Source organism: Mesotoga sp. UBA6090 (assembly GCF_002435945.1).
In the GTDB taxonomy this organism is placed as follows: domain Bacteria; phylum Thermotogota; class Thermotogae; order Petrotogales; family Kosmotogaceae; genus Mesotoga.
The window spans coordinates 22,051-33,740 of the sequence record NZ_DIXC01000087.1 but is presented as its reverse complement, the minus strand read 5'-3'; the positions used below and the strand labels follow the sequence as shown (position 1 = coordinate 33,740).

At 44.8% G+C, this 11,690-nt stretch carries 16 protein-coding genes and 1 tRNA gene; 14 read left to right on the top strand and 3 right to left on the bottom strand.

Going from position 1 to position 11,690, the window contains the following annotated elements; genetic code table 11:
* Positions 1 to 115: 115 nt before the first annotated feature.
* From B3K42_RS13245 to lepB, 6 genes are read left to right on the top strand one after another with little or no spacing between them, the layout of a single operon-like run.
* Entirely contained in the window at positions 116 to 349 is a 234-nt protein-coding gene (locus B3K42_RS13245) for a KH domain-containing protein (protein ID WP_110989803.1), read from the top strand.
* The gene (gene rimM / locus B3K42_RS13240) at positions 346 to 906 is read left to right on the top strand and encodes a ribosome maturation factor RimM (RefSeq protein WP_110989804.1); all 561 of its coding nucleotides are present in this window, start codon (positions 346 to 348) and stop codon (positions 904 to 906) included. Before B3K42_RS13245 ends, rimM begins: the two co-directional genes overlap by 4 nt.
* The gene (gene trmD / locus B3K42_RS13235; protein WP_110989805.1) at positions 903 to 1,646 is read left to right on the top strand and encodes a tRNA (guanosine(37)-N1)-methyltransferase TrmD; all 744 of its coding nucleotides are present in this window, start codon (positions 903 to 905) and stop codon (positions 1,644 to 1,646) included. The genes rimM and trmD overlap by 4 nt, the downstream gene beginning before the upstream one ends.
* Positions 1,636 to 2,220 (top strand): RNA methyltransferase, encoded by a 585-nt coding sequence (locus B3K42_RS13230; protein WP_110989806.1) that lies wholly within the window; start codon positions 1,636 to 1,638, stop codon positions 2,218 to 2,220. Before trmD ends, B3K42_RS13230 begins: the two co-directional genes overlap by 11 nt.
* Position 2,221: 1 nt before the next feature.
* The gene (gene rplS, locus B3K42_RS13225; protein WP_110989807.1) at positions 2,222 to 2,569 is read left to right on the top strand and encodes a 50S ribosomal protein L19; all 348 of its coding nucleotides are present in this window, start codon (positions 2,222 to 2,224) and stop codon (positions 2,567 to 2,569) included.
* A gap of 6 nt (positions 2,570 to 2,575) precedes the next feature.
* A complete protein-coding gene (gene lepB, locus B3K42_RS13220) occupies positions 2,576 to 3,418 on the top strand; it encodes a signal peptidase I (protein ID WP_110989808.1) in 843 nt (280 codons plus the stop codon).
* A gap of 19 nt (positions 3,419 to 3,437) precedes the next feature.
* On the opposite strand, the gene B3K42_RS13215 is transcribed toward lepB, so the two are convergent.
* Positions 3,438 to 3,526 (bottom strand) — tRNA-Ser (locus B3K42_RS13215).
* 51 nt (positions 3,527 to 3,577) lie between these two features.
* Here B3K42_RS13215 and folE2 point away from each other — a divergent pair.
* The 4 genes from folE2 to B3K42_RS13195 are packed head-to-tail and all read left to right on the top strand — an operon-like array spanning position 3,578 to position 6,352.
* Entirely contained in the window at positions 3,578 to 4,342 is a 765-nt protein-coding gene (gene folE2, locus B3K42_RS13210) for a GTP cyclohydrolase FolE2 (protein ID WP_181419026.1), read from the top strand.
* A 6-nt stretch (positions 4,343 to 4,348) separates the two neighbouring features.
* Entirely contained in the window at positions 4,349 to 5,023 is a 675-nt protein-coding gene (locus B3K42_RS13205; protein ID WP_258367104.1) for a 16S rRNA (guanine(527)-N(7))-methyltransferase RsmG, read from the top strand.
* Entirely contained in the window at positions 5,020 to 5,724 is a 705-nt protein-coding gene (rsmI, locus tag B3K42_RS13200) for a 16S rRNA (cytidine(1402)-2'-O)-methyltransferase (RefSeq protein ID WP_110989811.1), read from the top strand. The genes B3K42_RS13205 and rsmI overlap by 4 nt, the downstream gene beginning before the upstream one ends.
* Positions 5,717 to 6,352, top strand: coding sequence for a site-2 protease family protein (locus tag B3K42_RS13195; protein ID WP_110989812.1), 636 nt, complete (start codon positions 5,717 to 5,719; stop codon positions 6,350 to 6,352). Before rsmI ends, B3K42_RS13195 begins: the two co-directional genes overlap by 8 nt.
* On the opposite strand, the gene B3K42_RS13190 is transcribed toward B3K42_RS13195, so the two are convergent.
* Both B3K42_RS13190 and B3K42_RS13185 read right to left on the bottom strand, forming a co-directional pair.
* Positions 6,349 to 7,332 (bottom strand): DHH family phosphoesterase, encoded by a 984-nt coding sequence (locus tag B3K42_RS13190; RefSeq protein ID WP_110989813.1) that lies wholly within the window; start codon positions 7,330 to 7,332, stop codon positions 6,349 to 6,351. The two genes, B3K42_RS13195 and B3K42_RS13190, sit on opposite strands and share 4 nt — an antisense overlap.
* Entirely contained in the window at positions 7,329 to 8,153 is an 825-nt protein-coding gene (locus B3K42_RS13185; RefSeq protein WP_110989814.1) for a purine-nucleoside phosphorylase, read from the bottom strand. Before B3K42_RS13185 ends, B3K42_RS13190 begins: the two co-directional genes overlap by 4 nt.
* A 140-nt stretch (positions 8,154 to 8,293) precedes the next feature.
* On the opposite strand from B3K42_RS13185, the gene acpP reads away from it, so the two are divergent.
* The 4 genes from acpP (at position 8,294) to B3K42_RS13165 (ending at position 11,680) form a co-directional block, all read left to right on the top strand.
* Positions 8,294 to 8,545: an acyl carrier protein gene (acpP, locus tag B3K42_RS13180; RefSeq protein WP_110989835.1), complete on the top strand. Its 252-nt coding sequence runs from the start codon at positions 8,294 to 8,296 to the stop codon at positions 8,543 to 8,545.
* A gap of 71 nt (positions 8,546 to 8,616) precedes the next feature.
* Positions 8,617 to 9,480 (top strand): RluA family pseudouridine synthase, encoded by an 864-nt coding sequence (locus tag B3K42_RS13175; protein WP_258367105.1) that lies wholly within the window; start codon positions 8,617 to 8,619, stop codon positions 9,478 to 9,480.
* On the top strand, positions 9,477 to 10,238 hold the full coding sequence (locus tag B3K42_RS13170; protein ID WP_110989816.1) for a hypothetical protein: 762 nt from the start codon (positions 9,477 to 9,479) through the stop codon (positions 10,236 to 10,238). Before B3K42_RS13175 ends, B3K42_RS13170 begins: the two co-directional genes overlap by 4 nt.
* Positions 10,169 to 11,680, top strand: a complete 1,512-nt coding sequence (locus tag B3K42_RS13165) for a DUF5693 family protein (RefSeq protein ID WP_258367108.1) — start codon at positions 10,169 to 10,171, stop codon at positions 11,678 to 11,680. The genes B3K42_RS13170 and B3K42_RS13165 overlap by 70 nt, the downstream gene beginning before the upstream one ends.
* Positions 11,681 to 11,690 lie beyond the last annotated feature (10 nt).

The following is an 11,690-nucleotide window of genomic DNA, read 5'->3' as shown; positions in this document are numbered from 1 at the left end:
TTATGAAGGGAGCTCAACCGACAGAGACTGCTAGATCGATTCTTGCGAAATTCGGAGTGATGAAGAAGGTTCACGAACTCAAATACGTCAAGGAAGCCGGAGAGAAAGCAGAGTAATGAGGGAAGTACTTGAACTCATTCTGAAGGGAATAGTTAGAGAACCCGATCAGATAACCGTTTCAGAGGCTGTCGATGAAAATGGGAACACGGTCTTCGAAATTGGTGCCTCAGAAGAAGATGTTGGCCAGATTATTGGAAAGGATGGGAGGACAATCAAGTCAATCAACGTACTTCTCAACGCTCTTGCCGGCTCATCAAAGGAAAGTTTCATTCTAAAGGTGGTCAGATGAGCGATTTGAAAGACGATATTCTGGAAGACATGATTCCTATCGGGCGGATAGTAAAGCCTCACGGTCTTCACGGCGAAATGAAGGTGAAAGTTTCCCTTGAAGATGAAGATGCCTTCAGGGACGTTGGGAAGGTTCTTCTCTACAACGAGAAAACGAGCTCACATTTCACAGCTTCGATCGACAGAGCCCGTAGAGCAACAAAAGGATGGATTCTGCATTTCGAGGGCATCAATTCGATGGCTCAGGCAGAAAGGTTTGCTGGCTTTCATCTCTACATCGAAGTCCAGATCTTGCCAGAACTGAGAGAAGGAGAGTATTATTACTTTCAGGTTCTTGGTTGCAAAGTTTTTGATGAGAATAGGGGCTTCATTGGTATCGTAGACGATATCATTGAAACTGGTTCGAATGATGTAATGGTTGTTGTTCACACCGAGAAAGACTTTTCGATCCGAGAAGAACTAATTCCTATGATAAGAGACTGTATTATCGAGCTAAACTTTGATGATAAGACGATTATTGCGAGGTCTTTGGAATTTGAAGAGGTTAAGCCTGAATGAGGATAGATGTTTTGACTATATTCCCGAGGCTTTTCGAAACGATTTTTAGCTGGGGTGTAATTTCTAGAGCGATAGAGAATGAGATAATCGTTTTTGAAGCCGTAGATATTCGAGATTTCACAAATGATCGGCACAGGACTACCGACGACTATCCATTCGGCGGAGGAAGCGGTCTGGTTATGAAGGCCGAGCCGATTCTAAGGGCAGTTGCGAGTCGTTTTACAGAAGGTAGCAGGCCATACACAATCTACCCTTCTCCTCAAGGAAAGGTCTTTGACAACAAGAAGGCTCTTGAACTCAGCAAACTCAATCATATTACCTTCATCTGTGGCCGTTACGAAGGGATCGATGAAAGGGTCATGAAAGTAGTCGATGAAGAACTCTCGGTTGGCGACTTCGTGCTTAGTGGTGGGGAAGTCCCCGCCTTACTTATGATAGAAGCTATTTCGAGATTCATACCAGGTGTAGTTGGAGACATGGAATCAGTAATTAATGATTCTTTTTTCTCTGAACTCCTTGATCACCCGCATTACACAAGGCCTAGAGAAGTGAACGGCATGAAAGTGCCCGAGGTGTTTCTCAGTGGTAATCACGAGATGATTGAGATTCAAAGAAGAATGGAGAGTTTAAGGAGGACAATCGAAAGAAGGCCGGATATCTTTCTGAAGCATGAGTTTGATCTCTCTGATAAGAAGGCCTTACTAATGCTCTTCAAGGAGCTGAAAAAGGATGTTGAATAACATATATCTTGCTTTGATTCACTACCCGGTTTTGGGAAGGCACGGTAATATCGTTTCGAGCGCCGTTACAAATCTCGATGTTCACGATATCGCCCGCACTTGCAGAACCTACAATCTGAAGGGTTATTTCGTGGTAAGCAATCTTCCTGCACAGCGGGAAATCGTCGATAACGTCCTCAATTACTGGCTTGAGGAGTTTGGAAAAGAGTACAATCCAAGCAGAAGTGAAGCGCTGACGGTTGTCAAGAGGGCATCGTACATTGAAGATGTTCTTGAAGATATACAAGAGATAGAAGGGCAGAGACCTGATCTTGTTTTCACCTCTGCCAAAAGGGGAAGAGACAGATTCAGTTACGGAGCCATGAGAGACATTATTGCCAGGAGCGAGAAGCCACATCTTCTTCTTTTCGGAACGAGCTGGGGCTTACCCGGTGAAATTGAGAAGATTTGCGACTATGCTCTTGAACCGCTTAGAGCGAATTCAGATTTCAACCACCTCTCTGTGAGAGCAGCAGTTGCAATAGTTTTAGATAGATTAATTCATGAAGATACAATAGATGTTAGGAGGGATTAAGATGGATCAGTACATAAGATCTCTGGAAAACGAGCATTTGAGGGACGACCTGCCAAAGATGGGTCCGGGCGATACGGTAAGGGTAAGCGTTAGGATCAAAGAGGGTAACAAAGAAAGGATACAGGCCTTTGAGGGTATTGTTATGGGAATCAGAGGCAGTGGAACCGGAAAGTCTTTTACCGTTAGGAGAGTTGGAGCGGCAGGTATTGGAGTTGAAAGAATATTTCCGTTCACAAGCCCGTCTCTCGAGAAGATAGAAGTTCTCAGAAGGGGAAAGGTTAGAAGAGCGAAGATCTACTACATTAGGGACGTGAAGGGTAAGGTAAAGATAAAAGAGAAAAGGGACTGAGGCTAAGTGTCAGCAAAAAAGTCGGAAAAGGCTTCTAACAAAAAGGAATCGCGCTTTCTCCACGAAGTTAAGGAGTGGGGGAAGGCGATTCTTTATGCTGTTGTCTTTGGTACGATAATTCGTTTGTTTGTTTTTGAGACAATGCTGGTTCCGACAGGTTCAATGATACCCACCATAAATCCTCCTGCTCGACTATTCGTGGAAAAAATCACCTACGAATATAGAGATCCGGATTATGGAGATATCGTCGTGTTCTGGACACCTTATGTAGATATCGAGTCTCAGAAGTACCTGCGGAGTTTTGATAAATTCATGGACCTATTTTCCCCTGCCGAGTACAGGGGTCATGTGAAGTATGTTAAGCGGTTGGTCGGGAAACCGGGTGATATCCTGGAACTTAGAAAAGCTCCAGATTACACTTCCGCGAATCCTGTCTATCAGCTTTACATCAACGGAGATGTCCCTCCTGCGCTGGAAGAAAGGCGGTATGTAAGGGAAGGAATATTCTACGATCCGATGTTCTACTTCGGATTGGCTCATCCCGACGATCCCTCAGTCAGGTTTTCGCCGTACTACAGGCTTTACCAGGCATACAAGGGGTTAATCGAATACACCGAGTACTATGATAAAGTACTGGGACCTCTTGGAATGGAAGAGTATATTAGTCAGGATCCAGCAACCGGAGAAGTCAAAGTTACGGTTCCAGAAGGTTTCAGATTCATGATGGGAGATAACTCTGCCAATAGCTTCGACAGCAGGTATTTTGGATTTGTTCCTGAGGAGGCAATAATCGGTAGTCCAATGCTGACAATATGGCCTTTTTCCGATTTCGGTCCGCTAAAGAAATAACCGGGGAAGCCCCCGGCTTTGGCGGAGGCGGTGGGACTCGAACCCACAAGGGGCGTCAACCCCACCGATTTTCAAGACCGGCTCCTTAGCCAATTAGGATACGCCTCCACTTAGCTGATTATACCTCTTTGATACTTCAGATTCAAGGGGTGTTAGATCTTGAGAGACGTTCAGAATGATAAGGACAAGAGGAACATAAAGATCAATATGGTTGGGATAAAGTCAATCGAGTATCCCATAGTTGTTTTGGACAGGAAATTCGGGACACAGCAGACAGTTGGGAAGTTCGACCTTTTTGTTGACCTGCCAAAGGATTTTCGGGGTACTCACATGTCTAGATTTGTGGAAGTTCTGGAAAGGCACCACAGAAAAATCACCCCGAGGAATATGGAGTCGATTCTTGATGACATGAAAGAATCACTTAAAGCGGATGTTGCACACATTAAGGTTGAGTTTCCGTATTTCATCAGGAAGAATGCTCCGGTAAGTGGCAGTGAGAGTTTCAGTTCATTCGGATGCTCTTTCAATACTATGAAGAATGGGGCATTTGATTTCATTCTTGGAGTGAAGGTTCCCGTTATGACCGTCTGCCCCTGTTCAAAGGAAATAAGTGACAGAGGAGCTCACAATCAAAGGGCAGAAGTCTTTGTCTCCGTCAGAATGAATTCTCTTGTATGGATTGAAGAAATAATCGAGTTCGTCGAGAAGTCTTCGAGCGCTCCAATCTATTCTCTTCTAAAAAGGGAAGACGAGAAATATATTACCGAACACTCTTACGATAACCCGCGGTTTGTAGAGGATCTTTCCCGAGAGGTCGTTCTCTTTCTTCAAGAGGATGATCGTATCGACTGGTACAGGGTTGAAGTGATCAGTCAGGAGTCAATTCACAACCATGAGGCATACGCTTGCATCGAAAAGGAATGAGGCATAATGTTCTCATTTGAATCGTTTGAACCGTCTCTTCTCTCGAAATGCAGGAGGCTTATAGAGCTAATGATTTCTTCTCCCCATAATCTTACATCTGTGAGGATATTCGAAAGGGCAGTGACAGTGCACCTCGAAGATGTTCTGATCCCATTTACTAACGCTATGTTGATGGGCAGTTGTGTGGATATAGGAAGTGGCGGCGGGATTCCCGGTCTAGTGCTGGCAGCGGTTTTCCCCAAATCAAGTTGGCTGCTTCTGGATTCGATTGGAAAGAAGACTCAAGAGATCGAAAGATTTGCTCGAGAGATGGAACTAAGTAATGTTACGGTGAAGACGGCCAGAGCGGAAGAATTTGCTCTCGAGGAAAGAGCGAGTTTCGATTCGGCCTTTCTCAGAGCAGTAGCAAGATGTGATGTTTCCATGGAGCTCGCGGCTCCGCTGGTGAAGATTGGAGGCAGCATTTTTCTCTACAAAGGTCCTGGTTGGAATGAGGAGAGAAGATTCGCAAGTGTTGCAGAAGAGAGGCTTGGACTTAGACTATCGCAAGAGAAGGAGTATTGCCTTTCAGACGGATCTGCTCGGTTCTTGGTAGTCTACGAGAAGGAAGTTGAAACACCGCGAGAATTTCCAAGGAGAGTTGGAATGGCCTCAAAGTCCCCACTCGGAGGTTCAAAGTGACGGAAAATGCTGGGAAGCTCTGGATTGTCGGAACTCCAATTGGCAATCTGGATGACATGACAGTGAGAGGCAGGAAGATACTGGGAATTGCAGATGTGATCCTCGCAGAAGATACAAGGAGGATGAGGGCATTACTCTCTGCTCTTGGAATATCCAAGAAAGAGGTCGTCTCTCTGAACATGCATAACCAGGAGGAAAGAGTGCCGTTCGTGATTGAGCGTTTAAAAGGGGGAGCGCAAATCGCTCTTTCTAGTGATGCTGGAATGCCCGTGATTTCGGATCCAGGAGCCCGAATTATTAGGGTTTGTCGCGAGCGAGGATTCGAAGTCGACATCGCCCCTGGTCCCAGCGCCGTTTCATCTGCGCTTGCGATCAGTGGCTTTCCGGGAAGTCACTTCACTTTTCTTGGCTTCCTTCCGAGAGGAAAGAATCGCAGAAGAATCTTCAGAAAGATTGCACAAGGGCTTTATTCGGATAGTGTTATAGTCTTTTTCGAGTCCCCATTCAGACTGACCGAGACCTTGCGTGATCTCCTTGAAATAGTTGGCGATCGAGAGGTCTTCGTTGGAAGAGAGATGACTAAACTTTTCCAGGAATCATTCTTTGGGAAAGTTTCTGATTCGATTGATAGATTTGGAGCTTGTGAGGTAAAGGGTGAGATAACGGTCGTTCTTTCGGGAAGGGTGGGTCAAGATGCTTGAGATGATGAGGAATTTCTTCTGTCTAACTCCCGCCATCGCTGTGACAATACTCTCCCATGAGTATGCTCGTTTTATTACCGCAAGGAAATTCGAAGCAATAAAACCAGAATGGGGAGAACCGGGATTCATTAGGAGAATAGATCCTGTCGGCCTTCTGATGTATTACTTTTTCAAGTTTGGTTGGTCGAGGCCGTTTCCCGTAAACTACTGGAAATTGAGAAGAGCCGGGTATTTCAGAGCGATACTGACTTCCATCTCAGGATCTATTGCTAATTTCTCGTTAGGTCTTATTGTTGGTCTGCTCTTCTATCTTTCCGGTCTTTACCAGTACTCAACTTTCTTGCCGGATAGTGTCAGTTCATTTCCTGCCAGTTACATCGCGGATGTTGTTTACTGGACAATGGTGATCAATCTTAACACTGCTTTGTTCAATCTAATTCCAATACCACCGCTAGATGGAGCGAATATAGTTACTGTGCTCGTTCCCGAAAGCCAGGTCAATTGGCTGGTTAAGTATGAGCTCTACGGAATACTGACTCTTCTTGTTCTGTCTCTCATGGGTATAATCCAGTTGATAATGTGGCCAATAACACAATTTATACAGCTTCTTGCGAGGTTGATCGCCTAATCTGTTTCATTTCGAAGTCTGAAATCGATCATCTCGACGACCTCGGCGAGAGCCTCTTTCAGATCGCCTTCATAATTGAGAGTGAAGCCTGAAGCCTTTTGATGTCCTCCGCCTCCGAACGCGACCGCGATTTCGCTTACATCGAAATATCTCTTAGATCTCATAGAGACATGGGCCTGGCCGTTACCGGCTTCTGAAGCAAAGAGGGCAACTTCAACGCTTTCAATAGATCTCAACTCACCAACAAATCCCGTGAAATCGTCTTCGGTGAGAGAATGCCTCTCAAAATCCTTCATAGTGAGATAAGAATAGGCGAACCTGTTCTCTGAAATCAATTTGATGTTATCGATTGCGTCTCTCTCTAAGAACAGTTCTTCGATCTTTCTGGTCTCCAGAATCGTTGTTGCAACAAAGGCGGGATCGGCACCCAACTTTACGAGTTCAGCCGCAGCCTCAAAGACCGAGCTATCCACGTTAGAATATCTGAAAAATCCTGTATCCGTTGCTATCCCAAGGTAGTTCATCAGGGCAAGATCGCTGTCATATTCAACATCCATAAGTTTGAGGAGGTCGAGAACCATCTGGGCAGCCGACGAATATGAAGCATCTACCCAGCATTCATTTGCGAAGTAAGTGTTTGTGGCATGATGATCGATCACTATTGAGGTGACGCCCTTTCTCAGAAACTCTTCAAACTTACCGATTCTGTCGGGGGAAGATGCGTCAACAACAATAATCAAGTCTGGCTCGGAGATTTCCTCGCTATATTCTCTTATTCTTTCCACCCAAGGAAAGGAGCTGAAGCTCGATGGGATCCTCCAGTCGATTGCCGGCGTCGCTCTCTTGCCGAATTTTTCCAGACCCATCGAAAGAGATACAACGGAAGAAATGCAGTCTCCGTCGGGCATTATATGGCCTACGACAAGTATATTATTGGCTTCCTGAATGCATGAAAGGACACTGTTCACTTTTCTTATCATGATTTGTTCACCTTTATTGATTCGATTGCTTGCCGCACAATAGAAGTGAATCTGGGTCTGATTCTGTTGGCTGTTTTCACAACATCGGCGTGAGTCAATTTTTCTTTAAGAATTCCCGAGGCCATGTTGGTCACGCAAGAAAGAACAAGAAGCTTCATTCCACAGTGCTTGGCTGCAATTACTTCCGGAACGGTCGACATTCCGACGAGATCGGCCCCGAAGGATTCAAATGCCTTAATTTCTGAGGGAGTCTCGTAACTTGGACCTAGAGCCCAACAGTACGTTCCTTCCTTCAAGTCAATCCCCTCATTGTCAAGTCTGACTCTTAATTCATTCAACCAGTTTCTGTCGACGATCTCAGACATATCGGGAAATCTTACTCCGTAACGCTCGTCATTCTGACCCCTCAGGGGGTTTCGAAAGCCGAAGTTAATGATGTCGGTCACAGCTACGATATCTCCGGGAGTGTAACTTCTGTTTATTCCACCCGCAGCATTTGTAATCAGCAAATTCTCCACTCCCAGTTCCTTGAACAAATATATTGGGGCAGAAACGTCTTTAATCTCATGACCTTCATAGAAATGGAAACGTCCTTCCATTGCAACAACCGGAAGTCCATGGAAAACTCCAAAGACGAGCCTTCCTGAGTGACCTTCTACCGTGGTGTTTGGAAAGCCAGGAATCTCGCAGTATTCTATTGCCCTTGGTTCAGAGAACTGTTCCGTCAAGTAACCAAGACCCGATCCAAGTATTAGCGCTGCCCTAGGCACGAGATTGACCCGTTTGATCACTGCCTTTTTCATCTCTTCAAAATTTGTCATAGCAAACCTCCGAAAGTAAAGCCTTTCAAATTATTATATAATAATGAAAGCTTTTGAGAATCGAGAAGCATTTGACTTTGGAGCTTTCGATCAATATAATAGTTCCGATTTCCAGAAAGAATTCGAAGGGAGGAAATCCTTTGACAGCAGATGAAGTTTTTGAAAGAGTGAAAAGCATAATCTCGGAGAAGCTAGGCGTTGAGGAAGATGAAATCGCCATGGATTCCGATCTTACCGAGGATCTCGGAGCCGATTCCCTTGATCTGGTCGACCTGGTTATGGCTTTCGAAGATGAGTTTGATTTCAAGGTTGAAGATGAACAGATCGAGAGTATCTCTACTGTTGGAGATATCGTGGAGAGCATCAACAAAGGTCTGAGCGTTGAGGAGTAAGCTTTGTAAGGGGGCTTGAAGCCCCCTTAAAATTTGGTGGAGTGATTTCTATCGACAGAGAATTGCAAGTTGTGAAAGAAAATTTCTATGAGAGGCTTGATAGATTCTTGAGAAGAGAGCTCTCAGATCTCAAGCTTTCATCGATTTACAAGCTTCTGAGAAAGGGAAACGTCAGAGTAAATGGAGAGAGAGTGAAAGACGGTTCCTCAAGACTGGAGATTGGAGATGTAGTTCAAGTAGTCTTTTCAGGAGATCCTTCTAAACTCAAGCGCCTTGAAGAGTCGCGCGAACTGACGCCTAAAGACATTCCACTCGATATTCTGTTCGAAGATGATTCTATAGTTGCAGTTGACAAACCTTCAGGAATCTCCGTTCATCCCGGTAAGGGAATTCAGATAGTAACGCTTATCGAAGGGCTGATGGCATATGGAAATGTCAGAGGTTTTGTGCCCCGCCCAGTTCACAGGCTTGATAAGCACACTTCCGGGGTGATTGTCTTTGCTAAATCGCCCGAAGCGGCAAGAGAACTCTCGAAGCTCTTTAGAGAACGGGAAGTAGAAAAGGGTTACTACACGCTAGTGAAAGGTATTCCAGAGGAAAACCGAAAGCTAATCTCCCGAAGAGAGAAATTTGTTGAGTCAATGGCTTTCGAGGTTGAAAAGAGCTTTGAATCGGTCTCGCTTCTATGGGTTAATCTATTCACCGGGAAGAAGCATCAAATACGCCGCCAGTTGAGTGAAGCTGGGTATCCGGTTGTCGGAGACGATGTGTATGGTGACAGGGAGTTCAATAGAGATTTTAAGAAGTTAACAGGACTCAAGAGGTATTTTCTTCACTGCTCTAGACTCTCATTCACGAGAGAAAATGGAAAGAGAATCGAGATCGCTTCCAAGCTTGCTGTTGACCTCCAGAAGGTGTTGGCCAACCTTAAATGAAGTCAATATTAGTGATTCTAGTCATTGCTCTAGCAACTGTCTCTGGATTCGGTCAGTTGGAGATCAGAAACGAGATAGAAGAAGCAAATGCAGAGCTATCAATGATCTACAGTTTCTCGGTGAAATACAGCCTTACGATTCTTAAGGGCGAAGGTCACGAGCAACCTGCGGCAATAGACAATAACGGAATCTATCAGATCTTTCTGTATACATCTTCCTACAAGCCGGGAGTTGCGAGACATGAGCTCGCCCATGTTTATTTCTTCGAGTACCTGAGAAGCAGGGATCTTAATCCCGACGAAATTCCGCTGTGGTATCATGAGGTCATCGCAGAAGGGTTTCAGAATCTCCATACTCGGACATACAGGCCCGAGCTGAGAGCCGCTTTTTTTGATTTTACGGAATTTGATAGGAGATATCCTCAGAAGGCGGATCAGAGTGTATTCTACGGAGCGGTGTCAAGCTTTGCCGGCTATATTCTGGCGAGATATTCTTACCGAGATCTGATTAGAGTAATAGATGAATTCTCCGATGAGAGAGATATTGATCCCGCTTTTATCAAGGTTTTTGGATCAAGTCTTAGTTCAATGATTACGAGCTGGAGATTGACTATTCTCCTGCCGTATTCTCCCTTTCTTATCGGTGTTGTATTATTTCTATATCTTCTAATTGGGAGGAGAGACAAGTATTGGCGGAAGTTCCCGTTAGACCTAAGAAGCCTCGGAGAAGACGAAGAAACGAAAAACAGAAGAGTGTAATCAGTCTTGGGAACGGCATAGTTGTAATTGTTTTCGTTGTGGGTCTGCTTCTGTCTCTTCTATATATTCCGTGGAGATTCTCCCTGGATTCAAATTACAATAGGGCAGCTATTGTCACCGAGAAGAAGGTTGATGGTATTCCTTCCAAGCAGCTGATTTACGTAAGTGATCTGGAGGGCATTTCAGAGCTTGACTCTTCAGTTGTCTTTGTAGACCTCAGAGATGACTGGAATAGGCTGGAGGAGATTCTAGACTTACGCGTTCCTGTGATACTTACGGGAGTTTCTCCATACCCTGTTTCGGAACTGGCTTCTATTCTGGATATTCATTGCGCTTACACAGGATACATGGAGTTTGACGAAAGAGGGCAATATGTTCTAGATGTCTTGAAGGCTCGAGATAACAAGTCTCTGGTATTCCGCGTCCACAATTTGAAGAAGAAAGAGTATCCAAATTACGATATAGATAGAGCAGTAACGAGGTACATTAGATCAGTCAGGGAGCGAAGTGTTGACGCATTGCTTTTCTTCACTCCTCCGGTTGATTTCGACTATGATGAGCTTGTACAAAAATCCTACGAAGAGCTCAAGCAACAGGATTTGATATCTGGCGAAATAACATCTCCCAGAGCCGGCTCATCAAGATTCAAATTGCTTTCAGCGTTGTTCATATTTGTGTTGATTCTATCAATCAGCCCGCTTGCTGCGGTTGGAACTACAGTTGTGTTTCTAATTTTCCCGACTATCGGTCTGCCTCTGGCTGCAGTTGCCGGGGAGTTTGCCATTTATAGAAGGTTGTCTTCTCTAGGTACCGGGGTTCTCAAAGGCTTCCTGCTTTTCTTTTCACTCTCTGTTTTTCTGGGAATCTCTATCAACGCATCTATGGTTGGAGCCGAATTCCAGAATGGTCTAGAACTCTTTAGAGGTGTGAAAGTATCTCTGGTAGCCCTTCCTGGTTGGTTGTTCGTAACTGGTTTTGTCAAGAGTGTCTCCAGAAAAATATCTAAGGGTGACCTGTTGATTCTTGCGCTTGCCGGAGTAGCCGCCGGTTACTACATTCTTAGAAGTGGAAACTTCTCCTTTGTTCTTGACTCCGAAAGAATTGTAAGGGATTATCTCGACAATCTCCTGCTGGTTCGCCCCCGTTTCAAAGAGCTGCTTGCATATCCTTTGCTAGCGATCCTGATCTACTTCTCTTTCGACATCAAGGGAAAACTCGCTCCAATAATTGCTTCGGGAGGATCGCTGGTAATTGTATCAGTTGTCAATACCTTCTGTCATGCAACCGTTCCACTATGGACCGGATTGTTGAGAAGCTTATACGGTCTATTATTTGGGACAGTTATCTCAATGATATTGATAGCATTTGTCAAGAAGTATAATAAGTCCGGAAGAGCAGCTGCAGGTTCATTGAACGAGGTTGATGGAAATCAGTCTAATTAGTACCTGATAA